18 protein-coding genes and 1 tRNA gene are annotated in these 21,068 nt (G+C 59.3%); 14 read left to right on the top strand and 5 right to left on the bottom strand.

Annotated elements, in window-relative coordinates; all coding sequences use genetic code 11:
• Positions 1-210: 210 nt before the first annotated feature.
• Complete coding sequence (locus HY962_05750; GenBank protein ID MBI5646416.1) at positions 211-951, top strand: C40 family peptidase; 741 nt, start codon at positions 211-213, stop codon at positions 949-951.
• Between the two features lie 92 nt (positions 952-1,043).
• Here HY962_05750 and HY962_05745 read toward each other — a convergent pair whose 3' ends face one another.
• On the bottom strand, positions 1,044-1,673 hold the full coding sequence (locus HY962_05745) for a hypothetical protein (protein ID MBI5646415.1): 630 nt from the start codon (positions 1,671-1,673) through the stop codon (positions 1,044-1,046).
• Between the two features lie 98 nt (positions 1,674-1,771).
• Positions 1,772-2,962, bottom strand: a complete 1,191-nt coding sequence (locus HY962_05740) for a M28 family peptidase (protein ID MBI5646414.1) — start codon at positions 2,960-2,962, stop codon at positions 1,772-1,774.
• 185 nt (positions 2,963-3,147) lie between these two features.
• Here HY962_05740 and HY962_05735 point away from each other — a divergent pair.
• From HY962_05735 to HY962_05675, 13 genes are all read left to right on the top strand, one after another.
• A tRNA-Phe gene (locus tag HY962_05735) sits at positions 3,148-3,220 on the top strand.
• A gap of 74 nt (positions 3,221-3,294) precedes the next feature.
• Positions 3,295-4,536, top strand: coding sequence for a thiolase family protein (locus HY962_05730; protein MBI5646413.1), 1,242 nt, complete (start codon positions 3,295-3,297; stop codon positions 4,534-4,536).
• A 73-nt stretch (positions 4,537-4,609) separates the two neighbouring features.
• The gene (locus HY962_05725) at positions 4,610-5,380 is read left to right on the top strand and encodes a triose-phosphate isomerase (protein ID MBI5646412.1); all 771 of its coding nucleotides are present in this window, start codon (positions 4,610-4,612) and stop codon (positions 5,378-5,380) included.
• Between the two features lie 118 nt (positions 5,381-5,498).
• Complete coding sequence (locus HY962_05720; protein ID MBI5646411.1) at positions 5,499-6,329, top strand: isoprenyl transferase; 831 nt, start codon at positions 5,499-5,501, stop codon at positions 6,327-6,329.
• Entirely contained in the window at positions 6,310-8,688 is a 2,379-nt protein-coding gene (gene bamA / locus HY962_05715; protein MBI5646410.1) for an outer membrane protein assembly factor BamA, read from the top strand. The genes HY962_05720 and bamA overlap by 20 nt, the downstream gene beginning before the upstream one ends.
• 48 nt (positions 8,689-8,736) lie before the next feature.
• On the top strand, positions 8,737-9,270 hold the full coding sequence (locus tag HY962_05710; protein ID MBI5646409.1) for an OmpH family outer membrane protein: 534 nt from the start codon (positions 8,737-8,739) through the stop codon (positions 9,268-9,270).
• Between the two features lie 18 nt (positions 9,271-9,288).
• Positions 9,289-9,933 carry an OmpH family outer membrane protein gene (locus HY962_05705; protein MBI5646408.1) on the top strand — a complete coding sequence of 215 codons (645 nt, stop codon included), beginning with the start codon at positions 9,289-9,291 and terminating at the stop codon, positions 9,931-9,933.
• Positions 9,934-9,943: 10 nt separating this feature from the next.
• Positions 9,944-11,023: a UDP-3-O-(3-hydroxymyristoyl)glucosamine N-acyltransferase gene (gene lpxD, locus HY962_05700; GenBank protein MBI5646407.1), complete on the top strand. Its 1,080-nt coding sequence runs from the start codon at positions 9,944-9,946 to the stop codon at positions 11,021-11,023.
• A 31-nt stretch (positions 11,024-11,054) separates the two neighbouring features.
• Complete coding sequence (locus HY962_05695; GenBank protein ID MBI5646406.1) at positions 11,055-11,843, top strand: SDR family NAD(P)-dependent oxidoreductase; 789 nt, start codon at positions 11,055-11,057, stop codon at positions 11,841-11,843.
• Positions 11,844-11,922: 79 nt separating this feature from the next.
• Positions 11,923-12,666 (top strand): twin-arginine translocase subunit TatC, encoded by a 744-nt coding sequence (gene tatC, locus HY962_05690; GenBank protein MBI5646405.1) that lies wholly within the window; start codon positions 11,923-11,925, stop codon positions 12,664-12,666.
• Positions 12,663-13,634 carry a polyprenyl synthetase family protein gene (locus tag HY962_05685; protein MBI5646404.1) on the top strand — a complete coding sequence of 324 codons (972 nt, stop codon included), beginning with the start codon at positions 12,663-12,665 and terminating at the stop codon, positions 13,632-13,634. Before tatC ends, HY962_05685 begins: the two co-directional genes overlap by 4 nt.
• A gap of 78 nt (positions 13,635-13,712) precedes the next feature.
• Positions 13,713-15,857, top strand: coding sequence for a S9 family peptidase (locus tag HY962_05680; protein ID MBI5646403.1), 2,145 nt, complete (start codon positions 13,713-13,715; stop codon positions 15,855-15,857).
• Positions 15,858-15,988: 131 nt separating this feature from the next.
• On the top strand, positions 15,989-17,962 hold the full coding sequence (locus tag HY962_05675; protein MBI5646402.1) for an ABC-F family ATP-binding cassette domain-containing protein: 1,974 nt from the start codon (positions 15,989-15,991) through the stop codon (positions 17,960-17,962).
• A gap of 24 nt (positions 17,963-17,986) precedes the next feature.
• On the opposite strand, the gene HY962_05670 is transcribed toward HY962_05675, so the two are convergent.
• Genes HY962_05670 through HY962_05660 form a run of 3 tightly spaced genes read right to left on the bottom strand, consistent with a single transcriptional unit; the run spans position 17,987 to position 21,010 of the window.
• The gene (locus HY962_05670) at positions 17,987-19,159 is read right to left on the bottom strand and encodes a hypothetical protein (GenBank protein MBI5646401.1); all 1,173 of its coding nucleotides are present in this window, start codon (positions 19,157-19,159) and stop codon (positions 17,987-17,989) included.
• A gap of 10 nt (positions 19,160-19,169) precedes the next feature.
• Positions 19,170-20,447, bottom strand: a complete 1,278-nt coding sequence (locus HY962_05665; GenBank protein ID MBI5646400.1) for a hypothetical protein — start codon at positions 20,445-20,447, stop codon at positions 19,170-19,172.
• Complete coding sequence (locus HY962_05660; protein MBI5646399.1) at positions 20,444-21,010, bottom strand: RNA polymerase sigma factor; 567 nt, start codon at positions 21,008-21,010, stop codon at positions 20,444-20,446. Before HY962_05660 ends, HY962_05665 begins: the two co-directional genes overlap by 4 nt.
• Positions 21,011-21,068: the final 58 nt, after the last annotated feature.

Below are 21,068 nucleotides of genomic sequence, written 5' to 3'. Positions count from 1 at the left end.
GCTTCAGGTACTCACATGCTCCCGCGTTGAATCCACCGAGAAGAAACCGGCCGCCGGCCTTCCAGGCGTTCCTTCACCGGAGAAGTGAAGGAACACCAGATGAGAGATTTGCGCCCCCTTTTCATCGCACCTCTTCTACTAGCCAGTCTCCTGATCGGCATTCAGGGCTGTGCTTCCCTTGAGCCGCTCCCCCGTTTTCGCACATCGTCCATGACTTTCGCGCCGGATCAACTTCCGGTGGCGACCCGATCGACAGCCGATCTCCTCGATCCCACACAGGTGGGTGCATACTCTCTCCTGAAGGAGCATGCGCAGTTGAATGCAGAGCCGAGCGAGAACGACATGTCACAGCGTACTGTCGTGAACAGACACATCGCGCCGGTCCAAGAGGCCGACGTCATCGGTCTTGACCGCGAAGAGCTCGACGACGATCTCGACGCAAGCCTCGAGTTCGCCGCGGAAGAACCGTCGGCGGAAGAGGCAATAGTCCAGAAGATCGTGCGGCACAACGAACCGATGCTGGACGCCAACGAGGCAAATCCGGCGGTCAACCGCATCGAAATGATGAAGGAGATCGTGAACCTGCTCGGCAATCCCTACCGCTACGGCGGGATGAACGCCGTGAGCGGACTGGACTGCTCGGCATTTGTTGGCACCGTCTATTCGCGCGCCTTCGGAATGCGGCTGCCGCGCAGCTCGAACGAACAGTTCGGGACCGGTTCAAAAATCAAAAAGGACGATCTCAAAATCGGAGATCTGGTATTCTTCAAGACTCGCCGCCGCAGGGGCCCTGTCTCTCACGTGGGGATATATATCGGAGAAAACCTCTTTGCACATGCAAGCACGAGGCACGGCGTCATCATTTCTCCGATCGACCAGGGGTATTATCAGCGCACGTATGTGGGAGCGCGCCGCTTGGTGAATCCGAATCTGACCGAAGTCCGCCGCTAAACTTTTTCCCTTTTCGGCACACAGACAACGAGCGCCTTGCGGGCGCTCGTTGTGTTTCGGATGGCATCTGTTCCGCTGGAAATGGTGCGTTGTTACTGTCCGCGAAATTCCTTGTCGATAATGCTGATTTCGCCCGGGTACATGATATCGCCAAAGTCGGTATGCAGCCGCGGCTTGGCCTTGAGCGTGATGCGCGACGGTGATCCGTTCACGCCGCCAAGCGCAAGCGCGAGGTTCACAACATGATCGTAGCCGTTGTCACGGAAAAACTGCGCCAGATCCAGATTCATCTTCAGGGGAATGATGCTCTGCTGGCCCGTGCCTGGAATCGTTATCGGTTCCGTGATGTCGCCGCTGATAGTGATGGTGTTGTCGATGAGCATCGTCCATGCAAAACTCGTGAGTGTGGCGGAGGCCTGCGAGCGTCCACCCTGGCCGTCATTCGGATTGATTGCCGCCACGTTCAGAGTAAACGACGCGGGGAAACTCCCCTTCGCGAAACCCGACACGAGTTTGGCACCGTCGCGCACGGAGAAGTCGGACACCGATTTTTTACTGGAAAGGCCGACACCCATCAGCTCGAAACCGTTGACACTGTCGAGCTTGAACGAACAGCGCTGCAGATTCGTCAGCGCGTCCTTTAGCCCCTTGAGCTGCGCACAGGACAGCGAGAGACAGGCCAGCGCCAGAAGAGATAATCGGATGACATGGTGTTTTTTCATGATGCAGTCCATGGTTCGTGGATAAAAAACGGAGCGAGCGGCGGGGAGCGTGCGTGCCCGCGATTCAGCGCCCAGCGGAAGCGGGAGGTTCAGACCGCTCAGTCGACGGGGCGTTCGATGTACGGGATCGATTCGACGATCTCCTGGCACACGGCGTAACACTGTTCGAGACTCGAAAGATCGAGGTTATCGGCCACGTCACGCGCAGTATGCACGGCCCTGTAGGCAAGATTCCAGCCGGACGTGCTGAGAGTGATTGCCTGGTACCCATGCCCGGCGAAGGGGACGTGGTCCAGCGACGCTCCCGCGGGCAGCCAATTGCGACGCACATCTATACCGAAGCGCCCCGCGATTTCGACCGCGAGATTGGAGAGGAGCGGTCCGGTCTTGACGGGTGGAATCCCGTACCTGTCGGTGACGCGGAGAGGCCCTCGTGATCCAATACCATCGAGATTGATAACGATGGTTTCCTCGGGAGGAAATTGCTCCCTGAAACTCTCGTTCTGCATCATCGCGACCGCGCCGCACAATCCGGCCTCCGCGGCGCCGGTGGCGATGAACACCAGATTGGCGTTCGGATGTTCGCCCGCAAAGGAATGTGCAAGTTCCAGCAGAACCGCGACGCCGGAGGCGTTGTCGTAGGCGCCCGGGGACGCGTTTGTTGTCGCGGTTGCTCCGAGTGCAAGGAACACGAGCGCGGCAGGAACAAGAGCGACCAGCGCGATTTCTCCGGGGATAGGCAGAAAGGCCGCAGCGATGAGGGCAAGAGCGCTGACGACGGAGAGGATGGCGAGAGCCCCGAACATGGCGGTTCGCTGCGGGCCGCTCCACGTCTGGCTCTTCGAATCATAATGCGCCGTGAAGACGATATTCATGCGGCTGTTCTGCGCCGGATGAATCGCGACGATATTCTTCGAGCGCAGCGTGCCGAATTTCCTGAAGCGGTACATCCACTCGGTCACCCTGCCCCACCGTGTGGAAAGCAGCAAGGTCAGCAGAACAAAAACGCCGGACTCGACGCTGAATGCAGGCGCCGCGTCGAGGGCAAAATATCCGAGGATCAGAACGATGATCACCGACGCAATGATGATGCGGGGGAGGACGTCGAGAGGAAAGAACGAGGACGTGAAGGGGTGGTCCATCACGTGGTACATCTCGTTCCGCAACACCGCGCGGATGTAGTTTTGCGCCCGCAGTTCTCCCGCCGTGCCGACGAAGCGCGGATGCGCCAGCGCGCGGATATGCCGCAGGATGCGACGTCCGATTCTATTTTCTGCAACGATCTGCATAGGAGAAAGACAATTCAACTGAACGGAAATATACACCAGCACACGGAAAGACCGAACTCTCCGCTGGGTCCGGACGAGAAAATGCACCTCTCGATTCAGCGCACGCCGGCAGGCCCGATCCGTGCAGTTCCTGGGCACACTTGACATATTCGGCGATTCCGTCCTATATTGCGTTTTCCTACCACGGACAGGTAGCTCAGTTGGTAGAGCAATGGACTGAAAATCCATGTGTCGGCGGTTCAATTCCGTCCCTGTCCACTCAGCACACAGCCTCGGGGGGCGGTCAGCAGACCTCCCCCTCTTTTTTTCTTCACACACGGAGCGAGCCATTCATGAGCTTCTTCCTCGAAGATCCCGACCGCATCCCCGTCATTGTGGATGCATTACGCACGCCGATAGGGCGGTACGGCGGCGCGTTGAAGGACGTCAGGCCCGACGACCTGGCGGCGGTTGTTCTGCGTTCCCTGATCGAACGGCACGCGGTCGATCCGGCACGTGTCGACGAGGTCATACTCGGATGCGCAAACCAGGCCGGGGAAGACAACCGCAATGTCGCCCGCATGGCCTCGCTGCTTGCCGGCCTGCCTGACACGGTGCCCGGACTCACTGTGAACCGTCTCTGCGCGTCGAGCCTCTCGGCAATCGCGTTGGCCGCATACCAAATTCGTTGCGGTGAAGCGGACTGCATTATTGCAGGCGGAGTTGAGAGCATGTCACGGGCGCCCTACGCGATTCCGAAGAACACGTCCGACACGCTTCCCTTCGGCAACCTGACAGCCTACGACACCGCCCTCGGCTGGCGCTTTCCCAATCCGAAACTCGCGGCCCTCTATCCGCTCGAAGCGATGGGAGAAACCGCCGAGAACATACACGAGCGCACCGGGATTACCCGCGAGGATCAGGACGCTTTTGCACTCGAGAGCCACGCGCGCGCCGTGCGGGCCCGCGAGGAGGGCATTTTCGACGGCGAAATAATTCCCGTCACGATCGAGAAGAAAAAGTCCTCGCTTGTTGTGGCGAGAGATGAACAGCCGCGCGCCGACACATCCCTCGAGAAACTGGCAACCCTGCCGCCGGCATTCCGAAAGGGCGGCACTGTGACGGCGGGTAATTCCTCATCGTTGAACGACGGTGCGGCGGCCCTGCTGATGATGAGCGCGCGTGCAGCGCGCGAGGCGGGACTCAGACCGATGGCGCGCTTCGTCTCGTCGGGGACGGCCGGAGTTGATCCCCGTGTCATGGGTCTCGGGCCCATCGACGCATCGCAGCTCGCCTTGCGGCGCGCCGGGCTCGTCGTCGATGATATCGCCATCGTGGAATTAAACGAGGCCTTCGCCGTACAGGCGCTTGCCGTCATCAGCGCGCTTGGGCTAGACCCCGCACGGGTGAATCCAAACGGAGGCGCGATTGCCCTCGGGCATCCGCTCGGCTGCAGCGGCGCCCGCATAGCCACAACGCTGCTGCATGAAATGCGCGGCACCTCAGGCCCAAAGTCGCGGTCACCATACGGTCTCGCAACCATGTGTGTGGGAGTCGGCCAAGGCGTCGCTGTTGTGTTCGAAGTATTGACCTGACAATCCTCATATGCGTGTGTATATTGCCACGCAATCACCGGGATCCATTCACACAGGAGCACGAGCAAGAGCAATGAGAGGCAAAATCATCGCCGGAAACTGGAAAATGAACAAGGACGTGTTTGGCGGAGCGATGCTGGTGCGTGAACTCGTCGATTCACTTGCCACCGAGCCCGGTGTGCAGGCGGTGCTCTGCCCTCCTTTCCCGGTGCTCGCCGCCGCGGCGCAGCTTCTCGAGAATACCGGCATTTTCCTCGGGGCCCAGAACATGCACTTCGAGAACGACGGCGCCTACACCGGCGAGGTGAGCGGATCCATGCTGGTTGCCGTCGGCTGCACCCACGTCATACTCGGACACTCGGAGCGCCGCCAGTACTTTGGCGAGACCGAAACGACCGTGAACAGACGAGTCCGGAAAGCACTCGAGGTCGGTCTCACCCCGATCATCTGCATCGGCGAAACACTCGACGAACGCGACCGCGGCATTACGGAATCGATTGTCGAAAGACAACTGCTCGGCGCCTTTTCCGAGGTATCACCCGATGACGCCGCACGATGTATCGTGGCGTATGAGCCCGTGTGGGCAATCGGGACCGGACGCAACGCCACCCCCGGACAAGCGCAGGACGTACACGCGTTTCTTCGTTCGGTACTTTCGCGGGTCTACGGCCACGAAACGGCCGCGGGAATAATTCTTCAGTACGGCGGAAGCATGAAACCGGACAACGCGTTCGAGCTGCTCTCCCAGCCCGATGTCGACGGTGGACTCATCGGCGGAGCGAGCCTGACCGCCTCGTCGTTTATCGCAATTGTTGACGCTGCGCGTCGATCGCTGATACGTTAGGCGCTCGATCCGCGCATGCCGCTTGCGGTCATGACCGCGCTTTTACCCCGTATTTTCTTGGTTTTTTCACCGCAACCCAATACTTTACCATGATGTTTTTTCTTGTTGCGAGGTAAAGGTGGCATATAAGCGATCCGCAAAGGCGGCAGAAGTCTCGCCCGAGGCACTCAAGGAGTCCGGGCCGATTCCGCAGCACATTGCGATCATCATGGACGGCAACGGCCGTTGGGCAAAATCGAAGGGTATGCCGCGGGCGATCGGACACCGCGAGGGTGTCCGTTCGGTGCGTGAAATCGTCACCGTCTGCGGCGAACTCGGCGTGAAATACCTGACGCTCTACGCCTTCTCAACCGAGAATTGGCGGCGTCCGAAGGACGAGGTATCGACTTTGATGAGCCTGCTTGTCACGTCGCTGCGGCAGGAGATAAACGATCTGCACAAGAACCAGATCCGGCTTACCACGATCGGCGATCTCACACAGTTGCCGAAGGAGGCGCAGCGTGAGTTGCAGGACGCCGTGCAGCGCACAAAAGACAATCCCGGGCTGACCCTGAATCTGGCATTGAGTTACAGCGGCCGCTGGGACGTCGTGCGCGCAATCCGGCGCATTGCGATCGAATCACGTAGCGGAAAGATCTCGCCGGAGGACATCGACGAACAGCTCGTGGCCTCCTTTCTTTCGACCGCGGGCATACCGGATCCGGACCTTCTCATCCGCACGAGCGGAGAGATGCGCCTGAGCAATTTCCTTCTTTGGGAGTTGGCATATACAGAGTTTTTTATCAGTCCCGTGTACTGGCCGCAGTTTCGACGGACGGAGTTGTACGAAGCGGTTCTCTCGTTTCAGAAACGGGAACGGCGCTTTGGACTGGTAAGTGAACAATTGTCGAACACACCGGCGCGAGCGACGGTACAAGAAGAACGAGTGAATGCAGTCACGAGAGTTTAAGCGCGCTATCGGCGCGGTGCTGTTGCTGCTCGTGTTGAGCGTAACCGCCGCGGCACAGTCAACCCCCGGCCAGAAGCCGTACAAAGTCCTCGGTGTTTCGGTGGAGGGCAACACATCCACCGACGCCTCGACGATCATCCTTCGCGCGGGTTTGCGCCAGGGTCAGGAAATCCTGGTGCCCGGCGACCAGACGCAGAAGGCGATATCGCAGCTCTGGGCCATGAACGTTTTCAGCGACATCAACATCCTCATCGACCGGGAGATGCCTGACGGCGTGTTTCTGACGATACAGGTGCGTGAATATGAACGGCTCGAACGCGTCGACGTGCAGGGCAACAAGGAGTTCGACACGGAAACCGTGCTCGGAAAAGTCGGGCTCATGAAAGGTCAGTTTCTTCGTCCGCATTCCTTCGATGCCATTCGCAAGCGCTTGCTCACCTCCTACGAAGAGAAGGGCTACATGCTTGCACGTGTGACCTTCGTGACTGAGCCCGACACCGCGGCCGCGGGCCGCGCCGTGCTCACAGTGCTCATCGACGAGGGGCCCGAGGTCGAAGTCGCCTCGATCACCTTCGAAGGCAACAACCACTTTGAGGAAGGTGATCTGAAAGGGGCGATGGACGAGACTTCCGAGAAGACGTGGTGGAAATTCTGGTCCAGCGCAAATTTCGACAGAAAGAAATTCGTGAAGGACAGCACCGCGATACTCTCGCTGTACCGCGAGCACGGGTATCTTGACGCCGAGATCCGCAAGGTGGACCTCACCTACAACGATTCGCGCGAGGAGATGTACATCAAGATCACCGTCGAAGAGGGCAAGCCCTCCTACGTGCGGAACATCATCTGGAAGGGCAACACCAAGTACGAGGACTCCGTGCTTACGGCGCGGCTCGACCTGCGGCCCGGCAGCATTTTCAACGCGGTGAAATTCGATGAGAATCTGCGCGGCAACAAGGACCAGACCGACGTCGCCTCGCTGTATCTCGACAACGGTTTCCTGCGGTTCTACGCGCAGGACGAGCGCATACGCGTGGCGGACGACAGCATCGACGTTGTGATAACGGTGACGGAGAGCAACAAGTTCAAGATCGGCCACGTGACCGTGAAGGGCAACAACAAAACACAGGATCGCATCATCCGTCGCGTCCTGTATACATGGCCCAGCGACTACTTCAGCAGATCCGCCATCATCCGCAGCATCCGCGAGCTTGCCACGCTGAATTATTTTAATCCCGAGACCATTCGTCCCGAGCCACAGATGGCGAGTGATTCCACGGTCGACATCCTGTACAACATCGAGGAGCGTTCCAGCGATACATTCAACGCCTCGGTCGGATACAGCGGCACCTTTGGTGCAACGGGCGCGCTGGGGTTGACGTTCAACAATTTCAACATCAGCGAACCGTTTTCAGGCGGCGCGGGTCAGATTCTGAATTTCGAGTGGCAATTCGGCGAAGCGTCGCGCTTCCGGATCTTCTCCCTCTCATTTACCGAGCCGTGGCTTTTCGACACGCCCACTTCCGTCGGCTTCTCCGTCTACGATCAGCGCCAGCAGTACTATTTCGATCTGCGCAATACCGGCGCCTCGCTGAACCTCGGACGTCGTTTGTCGTGGCCGGACGATTTCGTGCGCGCGGACTGGTTCCTGCGCTTCCAGCAGCTCAGCGTGCTTGACGGCGGCAGTTACTACCGCACCGGCAACTATTCGCAGGTGAGTCTCACGCAGGTTCTCTCGCGTAACAGTCTCGACAGTCCGATTTTCCCGAGCCAGGGCTCACGAATCGCGCTCACCACCGAGTTGAGCGGCGGTCCGCTGCCCGGATCCGTCGATTACCACAAGCACGAGTTGTCGATGGACTGGTTCACGCCGCTGATGAAGCTGGGAGACATGAACCGCATGACGCTGTACACCGGTGCGGAAATCGGTTTCATCAAGGGTTTCGAAGCTGATTCATACATCCCGCCGATAGAGTATTACTTCATGGGCGGCAATGGTCTGCAGGTCCAGACCAAGCCGCTTCGCGGCTACGAGGACCGCAGCATCGGTCCGCGCGAGAACGGCCAGGTTGTGAACGGCACCGTGTTTGCGCGGTACGTCGCCGAGCTGCGCTTTGCACTGACGATCAATCCGATGCCCGTCTATGTTCTCGCCTTTGCGGAGGCGGGCAACGTATGGAAAAACGACCGCTCGATCTATCCCTTCGATCTGAAACGCAGCGCCGGCATCGGCGCGCGCCTGCTCATTCAGGGCGTCGGCCTCATCGGATTCGACTACGGATACGGATTCGACGACGTGGAGCCGAAGGATGGACAACCGGACGGCTGGCATTTCCACTTCCAGTTCGGACGCGGCTTCTAACAGCGACACTGATTTTTTCTGCAATTTCATACACCCAACGAGGTCTTTGTGAACATCCATCGTCTCTTCCTTCCCGCGCTTCTTTTCTGCCTCCTCACCGCGACCGGTGCCGCACAGACGCTGAAGCTGGGCTTCGTCAATTCCGCAAAAATCTTTGAAGACCTTCCCGAGGCACAGAAAATCAGGAAAGATCTCGAGACAAAGCTCTCTGCGTGGCGTGATACACTCGAGATGATGAGCAAGGATTTCCAGCAGAAAGTTGAAACGTTTCAGCAGCAGCAGAGCGGACCCATGACCGATGCGGCGAAGCAGCAGCGTCTTCAGGAGTTGTCGAAGGAAGAGCGCCAGCTCCGCGAGTTCGAATCGGCAAAGCAGGCCGAGGCCCAGGCATTGCAGGCCAAGACCACGGCGCCGCTGAAGGAAAAGATATTAAAGGCCATCGAGGAAGTTGCGCAGAAGGAGAAGCTCAATTTCATTTTCGACAAGGCGCAGGACTCGCCCGTGATGCTTCTGCTGTATGCCGACGTGAAGTACGACTACACAAACCTGGTTCTCGATTATCTCAAGCGCGGTTCCAAATAATTCAACGGAAGGGTCGCCATGAAACGGTTCGCGTTCCTCTCTCTCATCATCCTCGCGGCAGCGATCGTGCCGCTGCGGGCGCAGCAGAAAATCGCCTATGTGGATATCGCCGCTATCATGAAGGCGATACCCGACGCGCAGGAAGCCCAGCGCAAGCTCGATGTCATGGTGGAAGGATGGCAGAAGGAACTCGACGCGCTGGAAAAATCGTGGCAGCAGAAATTCAACGACTACGACAAGCGCAAGCTGATTCTGACCGATCAGGGGCGCGCGAACGCCGAGCGTGAGTTGCAGGAACTGGACCGGCAGATCATGGATTTCCGCGACAAGAAATTCGGCCAGAACGGCGAACTGTTCCAGAAGGAAAACGAGCTGATGCAGCCGGTTCAGAACGTCGTGTTCGAGCAGGTCAAGCAGCTCGCCGTCGAACTCGGCTACGATTACATTCTCGACAAGAGCAGCGGCGCGATGATCATCTACGGAAAGGAGTCCCTGGATCTCACGAAGCAGGCGGTTGAGAGAATCACGAAACTTCTGCCCGCGCGCACAGTAAGTGGCGAGGGCGGCACACAGGAGGGTCAGCCCGGGACGCAGTCAGATCCCGGCTCGCGCCCATCCATGCCCCCGACACAGCCGCCTTCCATGCCTCCACGGGACAAGTGATATTCAAGCCATGAACGTGACCGTACACGAACTCGCCGCCCTGCTGGGCGGCCGGTATTCCGGGCCGGGCGACGTGGAACTGCGCGGTCTTGCACCGATTGATTCCGCGGAGCAGGGCGACATCACGTTTCTGGCGAACAAGAAATACGACCGTTTCCTCGCCACCACCCGCGCGTCGGCCATCATACTCGACGAGACGCTTCCCTTCCTGCGCGAGGATGTGGCGGTCATCCGTGTCAAGGATCCATATCTCAGTTTCGCCCTTGCCCTGCGCCACTTTCATCCGGCACCCTCGCCGCGTGAAACCGAGATTCACCCCTCGGCCATCATCGATCCAAGCGCACGAATCGGTGCGCGCGTCCGCATCGGTGCAGGGGTCGTCGTCGAGGCTGGCGCGGCGGTGGGAGACGGCACGGTTCTGCACGCGGGCGCAGTAATCGGCGAGGGTGTGCACATCGGGGAACAGTGCCTGATCTACCCGAACGTCTCGATCCTCGCCCGCGCGAGCATCGGCAACCGGGTCATCATTCACGGCGGAGCAACCATCGGAAGTGACGGCTTCGGCTTCGCTCCGGCGGCCGGCTCGTACATGAAGATCCCCCAGGTCGGCAGCGTGGTGATCGGCGACGACGTCGAGATCGGCGCGAACAGCACCGTCGATCGCGGGGCTCTCGGCGACACCATTATCCGGCGCGGCGCGAAACTCGACAACCTCATTCAGATCGCGCACAACGTGATCGTGGGCGAGGACACCGTTATTGCCGCTCAGGCCGGCATATCAGGCAGCACCACACTCGGCTCGCATGTGATCATCGCGGGACAAGCGGGGCTTGTCGGCCATATTGAAATTGCGGAAAACGTGACGGTCGGTGCCCAGTCGGGCGTATCGAAGTCGATTATGCAGCCGGGCAAAACCTACCGTGGATCTCCCGCGCACGAAATCCATGACGAACTCAGGCAGGAAGCCGCCATGAGGCAGGTTCCCGATCTGATCGCCACGGTACGGACACTCGAGGCGCGGCTCCGCGAGGCGGAAGAGGAACTGCGCGCCCTGCGTGACGGAGCACACGAACCGGCACAGACGGTCTGACACCGGCACACAAGGAACAGCGAGGACGCGGATGATATCGCTTCAGGGACGAATTGCACTGATCACCGGTGCAACGTCGGGAATAGGCAAATCGTGCGCCGAGGCATGTGCGCAGGCCGGCGCGCGCGTGATCATCACCGCGCGTCGCGCGGACGTGCTCGAGGACGTCGCACGAATGATACGACACACACACAACGCGGACGTGTACACACTTCCCTTCGACGTCCGCGACTCCAAAGCCGTATTCAGCGCCATCGAGTCGCTCCCGCCCGAGTGGTGCGAAGTAGACATTCTCGTGAACAACGCGGGCGTGCCGCGCGGACTTGAGAAGCTGTACACCGGCGATCCCGCCGATTGGCAGGAGATGATCGACACCAACGTCACAGGGCTTCTGCTTGTGACACGCGCGCTGGTGCCGGGCATGGTGGCACGCGGACGCGGACACATCGTCAACATCGGCTCCATCGCGGGCCACGAGGCATACCCGATGGGCGCGGTGTACAACGCAACGAAGTTTGCGGTCGACGCCATCACAAAATCGTTACGCATGGATCTGGTGGACACGCCGCTGCGCGTCAGCACCGTGGATCCGGGCCTGGTAGAGACCAATTTCAGCGTCGTGCGGTTTCACGGCGACACGGAGCGCGCGAAAAAGGTGTACGAAGGCCTGACTCCATGCACGCCCGACGACGTGGCCGACGCGGTATTGTACTGCATCACCCGTCCGCCGCACGTGAGCGTGAATCAAATAGTGATCATGCCGACGGCCCAGGCCTCCGCGATGGTCGTACACCGCGACACATCAGCCCCGCGCGGCTGAGCACCGGACCACTAGGGCGCCGCAACAGACCATCATGAGCGACACACACGAAGCACAGGAATCGCGAGGCATCAAGGACATGTCGTTCCTCGATCATCTCGAGGAACTGCGCTGGCGCATCATTTACACCCTGCTGGGCATCGTGATCGGCTCGGCCGTCGTGTGGGCGTTCAAGGATTTCCTGATGGAGGACGTGCTGCTGCGCCCCGCCAAGGAGAACCATCTGCAATTGCAGAACCTCCGTCCTTTCGGCCAGTTGTTCCTGTACATGCAGGTATCCCTCTTCGGCGGCATCATCCTCAGCATACCAAACATCCTTCTGCAGATCTGGCTGTTTGTCTCGCCGGGCTTGTATCCCCATGAGCGGAAGTACATCCGGTGGATTGTGGTCTTCTCGTCCTTCTGTTTCCTTGCCGGCGTGGCATTCGCCTATTTCGTGATCCTTCCCGCAGCGTTTTCCTTCTTCGTTTCGTTCGGGACGCCGCTGATCGAGAACAACATTTCCATCGACGAGTATTTCAACTTCATTCTCAATCTGATGCTCGGCGCAGGCCTCGTGTTCGAGCTTCCGATGGTGTCGGCCTTTCTCGCGCGACTCGGCATCCTCACGCCCCAGTTCATGCGCAAGTACTGGCGCCACGCCGTCATCATCATCCTCATCGTCGCCGCGTTTCTCACTCCGACTCCCGATCCCTACAACATGCTGCTGCTCGCCATTCCGATGGTCGGGCTGTACGAAATCAGCATCTGGATCGCCAAGCTCGTCAGCCGCAAGAAAAGGCGCGCGCAGATCGCCGAAGAGCATAAGCAGGATCCTTCTTGAACGTCAATACCATCATCGCTCCCGTCAGACGCGAGCTGTCGCAGTTTGAAGACCATTTCCGCGCCGCGCTGAAATCGAACGTCGGGATAGTCGACGCGGTTGTGCGGTACGTTGCGCGCAGCAAGGGCAAACGCGTGCGTCCCGCGCTGGTCTTGCTCTCCGCCGGCGCGTGTGGCGGCATCGGCGAAAGCACCTACCGTGGAGCGACATTGGTGGAGCTGCTGCACACGGCCACATTGATACACGACGATGTTGTGGACGAAGCCGGCACGCGGCGCGGCCTCGCGTCCATTAACGCGGTCTGGAAGAACAAGGTGGCCGTGCTGATGGGAGATTACATCCTCTCACGCGGACTGCTCGTATCACTCGACGGCAGGGATTTCGAATTCCTCCGCATCACCTCCGACGCCGTGCGCAGAATGAGCGAGGGAGAGCTTCTGCAGATCCAGAAGACGCGGCGCATGAACAACGACGAGCAGACCTACTTCCGGATCATTTCCGACAAGACCGCATCGCTGCTCTCGAGCTGCTGCGAGATCGGAGCACGCAGTGCCTGTGACGATGAGACCCGCATCGCGTCGATGCGCGCTTTCGGCGAGAATCTGGGCATCGCATTCCAGATCCGCGACGACCTGCTCGATTTTCTCGGCAAGGAGAGTCTGATCGGAAAGCCCGTGGGCGGCGATCTCAAGGAAAAAAAATTCACGCTGCCACTGCTGCACGCGATGTCGAAGGCCCCCACAAAACAACGCCGGGCGGTGCTTCGCATGCTGAAACAGGGAATCACACGGCGGGGCATCCAAGACGTCATCGCGTTCGTGACCGACTTCGGGGGAATCGAATACGCGGAGTCGCTGGCGCTCCAGTACCGCGATGCGGCTTTGGAAAACCTTGCAGGGCTTGCGCCCTCGGCGTACCGCAGCGCACTCGAACAATTCACACAATTTGTGGTGGCGCGTTCGAAGTAGATGCCGTCGCATCTTCGACACGGCAGTCCGTACACCGCCGCCCCACTTCCCCGAGTCACACAGCATGGAGTGTCACACATGAAGCACCGCGTCCTAGCAGCCGCCGCGCTGATCCCCTTCCTTCTTCTTACCGTGATGCAGCCGCGGGCAAGCGCGCAGGGCACATCGGTCGAGGAAGTCCCCGATGCGCCGCGCAGGCCGATGACCTTTGAAGACATGTACGCGCTGGGCAGGGTCAGCGATCCACAGCCCTCTCCCGACGGAAAGAGCGTCGCGTATGTGGTGACCTGGTACAACCTCGAGGCAAACTCCTCCAACAGCGACATCTATGTGGTGGACATCGCGTCGAACAAGGCCGTGCGATTGACGGAGGCCCCGCGTTCGGACGCGAATCCGCGCTGGTCGCCCGACGGCACGACGATCGCGTTCATTTCCGGCCGTGAGAACGGACCACAGGTGTGGCTGATGAATGCCGACGGTTCGAATCAGCGGCGTCTGACCTCCATCTCCACGGGCGCTACGGGCGTCGTATGGTCGCCCAAAGGCACGCATCTCCTTTTCTCCTCGAGCGTGTATGCCGACTGCCGCGACGATGCATGTAACAAACAGCGCGACGAGGCGCGGGAAAAGGATCCCTGCAAGGCGCGCGTCATCGATCGTTTGCCGTACCGCGTGTGGAACAGTTGGAAGGACAACAAGTTCAGCCACGTGTTTGTTGTCCCCGCCGGAGGCGGCACACCCGTGGATCTGACACCCGGGGAATTCGACACGCCCCCGATCGATCTGGGCGGGCACGAGGACTACGCCATTTCACCCGACGGACAGGAAATCGCCTACGTCAAGAACACGGAGACGATGACTGCTGCCAGCACGAACAACGACATCTGGCTCGTCCGCCTCGACGGCACACAGGCCCGCTGCATCACGAGCGGCAACAAGGCCAACGACAATCAGCCCGTGTATTCACCCGACGGGCGGTACATCGCCTATCGCGCCATGAAACGGCCGGGATACGAAGCCGACACGTACAACCTGATCGTGTACGACCGCACCACGGGCAAAACGTTGAATGTCACCGACGGGATGGACCGTTCGGTGGAAGACGTGATGTGGACGCCCGACAGCAAGCGCCTGCTCTTCAGCGCACAGGATGAGGAATACACGTCGCTGTTTGAAGTCCCCGCCGCGGGAGGCGACGTGCTCCGCGTACTCAAGGGCATCATCACGCTGCAGTACCGCGAGGAAGGAAAAACCGTGACGCGTCAGCTCGGGACGACACGCACGAACTTCCGCCTGCTTCCCGACGGCAAGACGCTCGTGTTTCTCGGGCAGCGCGCCAACTATCCCGCGGAAGTGATGTCGGCATATTACGACAAGGGACAGATCGGCGACATCCGGCAGCACACCTTCACAAACAAGGACCTGCTCGACAAGCTCGAGTTGCCCGCGCCCAGCAGTTTCCGATTCAAGAGTTTCGACGGCACCACCGTGCAGGGATGGATTCTGACGCCGCCGGGATTCAGCTCCGAGAAGAAATGGCCGACGATTTACATCGTGCACGGCGGACCGCAGGGCATCTGGGGCGACGAGTTCCATTATCGTTGGAACATGGAACTGTTCGCAGCACCCGGCTATGTGGTCGTGGCGATCAATCCGCGTGGCAGCACCGGTTTCGGACAGGCCTTCACCGACGGCGTGAACGGCGACTGGGGTGGAAAACCGTACAAGGACATCATGACGGGTGTCGATTACACACTGAAGACGTATCCGTTCATCGACAAGGACCGCATCGGTGTTGCAGGCGCGTCCTACGGCGGATACATGGTGAACTGGATCATCGGAAACACGAACCGCTTCAAAGCCGCATTTACGCACTCGGGCGTCTACGACATCCGCAGCAAGTACGGAGCCACCGAGGAACTCTGGTTCCCCGAATGGGAATTCGCCGGCACGCCGTGGACCAATCCGCAGATGTATGAGAAATGGTCGCCGAGCCGCCTCGCAAAAAACTTCCGGACACCGACACTCGTGTCGCACGGACAGTTGGATTTCCGCGTCGTGGTGGAGCAGAGCATGCAACTGTTCACCGCCCTGCAGCGCCAGGGCATAGACAGCCGCTTCCTCTATTTCCCCGATGAGGGACACACGATCCTGAAGCCGCGCAATTCCCAGCTCTGGTACAGGGAATTCCACGCGTGGTTCAAATCGCACCTGAAAAAATAAACAAGAGATTGGGATCCGTATATCCGCATCCCGTCACGAAAAGCAGACAACGCACGGCGCGCATACTCCCTGCGCGCCGCGCCGCGTCAGCGCGGATCCGGCACTGACCCTCGTCTCCAGCATCGATTGACATGATCGCACTCAACAACCTTTCAAAACAATACGGCGGCGACTACCTTTTCCGCGACGTGTCCGTGCGCATCGGCGACCGCGACCGTGTCGCCATCGTCGGATCGAACGGCGCAGGCAAATCGACGCTGATGAAAGTGATGATGGGCATCATCGAACCCGACAGCGGCGAGATAACACAGTCGCGGTCGAACACCGTCGGGTATCTGCCGCAGGACGGCGTGCATCATCGCGGCCGCACGCTGATGGGCGAGGCCGAAACCGCCTTCGACGACATCATCGCCCTGCACGACCGCATGGATGAAATAAGCCGCGCGATCAACCGACTTTCCGACGCGGGGCACACGGACTCACCCGAGCTGCACGAATTGGTGGAAGAACTCGGCGAGGTGCAGCATCACCTCGAGCACCGCGAGGGATGGAACATACAAACACGCATCGCGCAGGTGCTGGCGGGACTCGGCTTCCGCGACCACGACTTCCACCGCATGACCGATGAATTCAGCGGCGGCTGGCAGATGCGTATCGCGCTGGCAAAGCTGCTGCTTCAGGAACCCACCATCCTCCTGCTCGACGAGCCCACCAATCATTTGGATCTCGATGCGCTCGAGTGGCTCGAGGAGTATCTCGGGGGGTATGAAGGCAGCATTGTGCTTGTGTCGCACGACCGCCGTTTTCTCGACAATCTGGTGACACGCACCATCGAAGTGTCCCTCGGGCGTGTGATGGAGTACAGCGGCAATTACTCCTTCTACATCGATGAGAAGGTCAAACGCCTGGAGCTGTTGCAGTCGCAGTACGAAAACCAGCAGCAGAAGATCAAGCAGACGATGCAGTTTGTCGAACGCTTCCGATACAAGGCGACAAAGGCGCGGCAGGTGCAGAGTCGTCTGAAGCTGCTCGAGAAAATCGAACGCATCGAAATCGAGGATGAGGAGCGTGGAATCTCCTTCGATTTTCCGGTCCCGCCCTCGCCTGGCCGTGTGCTCATGACGCTGGAACACATCGCCAAAGCATACGGCGATATCGAGGTGTTCCGCGATTTGAGCTGGACAGTGGAACGCGGCGACCGCGTGGCATTCCTGGGAGTCAATGGCGCAGGGAAGTCCACCCTGGCCCGCATTATCGCGGGCATTGAGCCATATCAGAAGGGTACACGCACGCAGGGGCACAATGTCAGCATCGGCTACTACGCCCAGAATCAGGCCGAGGAACTCGACCCTAAAAAAACCGTGCTGCAGACGGTGGACGACATCGCCACGGGCGAGTCGCGCAAGCGGCTCCGCACGTTGCTCGGCTGTTTCCTCTTTCAGGGCGACGACGTGTTCAAACTCGTGGGTGTGCTTTCAGGCGGAGAAAAAAGCCGTCTCGCGCTCGCAAAACTCCTGCTGACACCTTCAAACCTGCTCATACTCGACGAACCCACGAACCACCTCGACATGCGCTCCAAGGCCGTGCTGCAGGACGCGCTGTCTCGATTCGAAGGATCGTTCATCATCGTGTCACACGACCGTGACTTCCTCGAGCCGTTGATCAACAAATGCGCCGACTTCCCCGACGGCCATCTGCGGGTGACCACCGGGACGGTCAGCGATTACCTGCGGCGGCGTCACGCCGAAACCGAGCAAAGTTCGAGGCAGCGCGACACAGCCGGACACGACCTCGAAAAAAAGAGCGCGCAGCATCTCGACAAGGAACGCAAACGCGAGGAGGCCGAAAGAAGGCAGGAGCGGTATAAAAAGAGCAAACCTGTGCGCAACGCGCTCGCCCGCAAAGAAAAAGAGATTGAGGACTCCGAAAAGAAGAAATCCGCACTCGAAGCCGCTTTGGGCGATCCGGCGACATATCACGATGCGGAGAAGGCGCGCATTGCCAACGCCGAGTACAAGGACGTCACCACCCACCTCGCCTACCTCTACGACCAATGGGCGGCGCTGCAGGAAGAACTCGAGGCCGTCGGCGGCGACGACGCCTGATCCGCCGCCGTCGACGTTCACTCGTCACGGCGTGATGGTCACGCGCACCACCTTGTCGTACACATCATCCAGCACGGCGGGATCGACAAACACCGTTGCATCGAACCGAAGCGTGTCGCCGCCTGTTGCCGTCGGCGAATACCGGTACAAAAACGCACATTTCTGCGCGGGGGCAAGCATGAGCGGAAGGTTCACGTTATCGACTCTCATGAGATTCGCGGGAACAGATTGTACATGCTGCCCTCCGATGTTGCTCACGGTGGCAGTCGACTGGGAAAGGTTCCAGATTTCGAGCGGGATGTCGAGTGTTTGTCCCACAGCGATGGATTGTGCTTTCGGAACCACAAGCAGCACGCGTCCGCTATACCCGCGCCCGCGGAGAGTCATCACGTTGGTCGCGGTACCCCCGAGCTGCAGTTCCGCCTGATGCCAACCGACCGCGAGAGGTGAGAAACCGATTTTCACAGTACACTCCGATCCGCTTTGACCGGCCGGGGCGAGGAAGTAGTCCGTCGCACCGGTGATCGAGTCCGGATATACCACGAAAGAGGTCGCATCGGCTCCGGTAACTGACGGTTGGATGTGGAGGTACGAGTCCGCGTCGTTGTTCTTCAGGATGAATGTATGCGCGTACGTTTCTCCAATCACCAGGCCCCGATAGATGACCGGTTGGCCCGGCACAGGAAGCACGATGGGATTGGATGGTGTGGGGAGCACCGTGTCTATCGCCGACCCCACGGCGACCGCGGCAATTGTCAACGATGTGTGCACTGCTTCATTCACGATGACCTTGGCGGCGAAAGCGCCGATGGTGTTCGAGACGAACTCGCAGGAGACGGGCAAAGTGCAATGCGCGGCCCCTGCAAGGTCGAGAGTGACAGGATTGATAGTCGATACAAGTGTAAAACTTCCCGTCGAGTCTTGGATACGGAGCGTATTGATACGGAGCAATTCCTTGTCGGAGGTGTTGCGAAGGATGATGTCGAAGCGGCGACGATCCTTGACGGGAACTGGTCCGAGCTGTCCTCCTTCAACAATGAGAGCCGCGGGGTTCGTGGTGGTGACACCTGTGACCTGTCGATCCGCATCCACTTCCGTGGGTGTTTTGCACGCAGCGACAGCCAGGAGAAGCGTTCCAAGTGTGAGTAGTAGCAGTCGCATGGTTGTTTCCTTCATGATGATGGTTGTTTTCTTCATGATGTGAGAATCACATTCCAAATGTGAGACCTGCGGTAATACCCGCCTTCCGTGTGTGGAACACTCGTCCATCCTGACTGTAGAGCAGGAGCGTGCCTTCGAGCCCGATACGCATGGAGACGTTCCCGAGAATGGGGATACGAAAGCCACCCGTTCCACGTACCATCGGTCCCGAGGCGGTGCCCGCGGCGATCACACGGACAAACGGCCGTGTTTTCATCAGGATGCCGAGCGGTATGAACTCGTACATGTACGCCACGCCGAGCCACATCGCGATCCAGTGCTGCTCGATGGAGAGAGTGCGCTCTCCGGAAAGTACCTCGTAGCGTTGCATGATCGACTCCTGGCCCAATTCAAGACCAATCGATCCGTTTTGTTCAATGCGGTAATACGCCCCGACCGCGACATTGTTGACTGGAGGTGTACTGGCAGATCGGTTCGAGAGAGCCGGCTGTGAGGTCATCGAGAACATACGGAGTTCCACCGCGACGTCGCCGTCTCCAGAGTGGACGACTGTCTGTGTAGGCACCATGCCATCGATCTTCGCAGTAACCCGTCCGCCGCTATCAGACGCGGCTCCCGGTGTATCGAGAACAGGGGAAGGAACCGGCAGGGGAGCTTGTTCTTTCGCGATTACATCTTGTTGTCCGACGGTGACAGTGCCATCGCGATGTACAGCGGCATTACGGCGTGCGATAATGGAGGTGCTCCGTGCGGAGTTTGTGTCACTCCTCGTGTCGAGTTTTTCATGAGCTTCGGCGAACATGCCCGACGCCGCTTCAACACCATCCCGTGCAGGCGCATGCGCTGCCCGGGTTGGTGTGCGCGCGACGTACGATGAATCGGACGCTGATCTATCGGCAATCCGCTCGTGAGAGTGCGCGGTGTCTGTGCGCGGCTCTGTACGCGATTGACTTGTATCGGCCGGCGCAAGCGTACGCGGAGCATCCGATGGATAGAACAGTGACGCACCTACCAACACCACAACGAGTCCCGCGATCCAGGAAAGCCAACGGTGTGGCGAGACAAAGGGGCGGTGTGCGGATGTGATGCCGGACGCGGGTACACGACGGATGGCCTCCAATACCGCCGACTTTACTTGGGAGGGTGGCGGTGGGAGTGGCCTGCTTTGAACTGCACGTAGAGCAAGTGTGCACTGCATTTCATCGCGAAGTTGTTCGTTCACCGCGAGTTCGGCATATACGCGCTGCTGCATGTCGGGGGATAATTCCCGATCGAGGAGCGCATCCACCGCCGCCGACCAGTCGAATTCGGGATGGGCATTCATAACGATGCCTTGCGAGATTGGTCAAGCAGCAGCGGCGCCAGCAACTTCCGGATCATGCGTCGTGCGCGACTCACACGCTGTCGGACGTTTGGTATCGACAATCCAGTCATTTCCGCTATCTCCTCATACGTGAATCCGAGTTGGTCCTTCAGCACCAGCGATTCACGAATATGGCCCGGTAACCGCACTATGGCACGCTCCACATGCTCTTCCAACTCGCGGGTTTCATACACACCCTCAGGATCGTGACCAGCGATGGTCTCCACGTCACCAACATATCGCCGCGACCTCGCAAGTTCATTCAGACATTGATTCCGTGCGACGCGGAAAAGGAAAGCGGGGACGTTGTGAATTTCGATGCCGTTGCGAGCCCGATCGAACAATCCAATGAAACAGTGCTGAAGTACATCGTCGACTGCCTCGTGTTCTGCCCCGAGAATATGCCGGATATACGCATACACACGCGGCGCATGAACGTCGTACAAGGCCGCGAACGCCTCCTCGATTTCCGGGGTTCTGTTCCGGAACGCGCGAAAGACAGTATGTGCTCCGATAGTTTTCATGCATCATCCTGGGACAGAGTAAAGACATGGCAACCGTCGACTTGTGACAGACGGGCTG

This window comes from Ignavibacteriota bacterium, assembly GCA_016218045.1.
GTDB lineage: Bacteria > Bacteroidota > Ignavibacteria > SZUA-365 > SZUA-365 > JACRFB01.
The sequence above is the reverse complement of the archived record's forward strand: the minus strand, read 5'-3'. Positions and strand labels throughout refer to the sequence as shown.

Excerpts from the sequence above, each read along its gene's own strand:
- HY962_05750 (MBI5646416.1), top strand. The coding sequence starts at position 211 with ATGACTTTCGCGCCGGATCAACTTCCGGTGGCGACCCGATCGACAGCC.
- HY962_05745 (MBI5646415.1), bottom strand. The coding sequence starts at position 1,673 with ATGAAAAAACACCATGTCATCCGATTATCTCTTCTGGCGCTGGCCTGT.
- HY962_05740 (MBI5646414.1), bottom strand. The coding sequence starts at position 2,962 with ATGCAGATCGTTGCAGAAAATAGAATCGGACGTCGCATCCTGCGGCAT.
- HY962_05730 (MBI5646413.1), top strand. The coding sequence starts at position 3,295 with ATGAGCTTCTTCCTCGAAGATCCCGACCGCATCCCCGTCATTGTGGAT.
- HY962_05725 (MBI5646412.1), top strand. The coding sequence starts at position 4,610 with ATGAGAGGCAAAATCATCGCCGGAAACTGGAAAATGAACAAGGACGTG.
- bamA (MBI5646410.1), top strand. The coding sequence starts at position 6,310 with ATGCAGTCACGAGAGTTTAAGCGCGCTATCGGCGCGGTGCTGTTGCTG.
- HY962_05705 (MBI5646408.1), top strand. The coding sequence starts at position 9,289 with ATGAAACGGTTCGCGTTCCTCTCTCTCATCATCCTCGCGGCAGCGATC.
- lpxD (MBI5646407.1), top strand. The coding sequence starts at position 9,944 with ATGAACGTGACCGTACACGAACTCGCCGCCCTGCTGGGCGGCCGGTAT.
- HY962_05695 (MBI5646406.1), top strand. The coding sequence starts at position 11,055 with ATGATATCGCTTCAGGGACGAATTGCACTGATCACCGGTGCAACGTCG.
- tatC (MBI5646405.1), top strand. The coding sequence starts at position 11,923 with ATGTCGTTCCTCGATCATCTCGAGGAACTGCGCTGGCGCATCATTTAC.
- HY962_05680 (MBI5646403.1), top strand. The coding sequence starts at position 13,713 with ATGAAGCACCGCGTCCTAGCAGCCGCCGCGCTGATCCCCTTCCTTCTT.
- HY962_05675 (MBI5646402.1), top strand. The coding sequence starts at position 15,989 with ATGATCGCACTCAACAACCTTTCAAAACAATACGGCGGCGACTACCTT.
- HY962_05670 (MBI5646401.1), bottom strand. The coding sequence starts at position 19,159 with ATGAAGAAAACAACCATCATCATGAAGGAAACAACCATGCGACTGCTA.
- HY962_05665 (MBI5646400.1), bottom strand. The coding sequence starts at position 20,447 with ATGAATGCCCATCCCGAATTCGACTGGTCGGCGGCGGTGGATGCGCTC.
- HY962_05660 (MBI5646399.1), bottom strand. The coding sequence starts at position 21,010 with ATGAAAACTATCGGAGCACATACTGTCTTTCGCGCGTTCCGGAACAGA.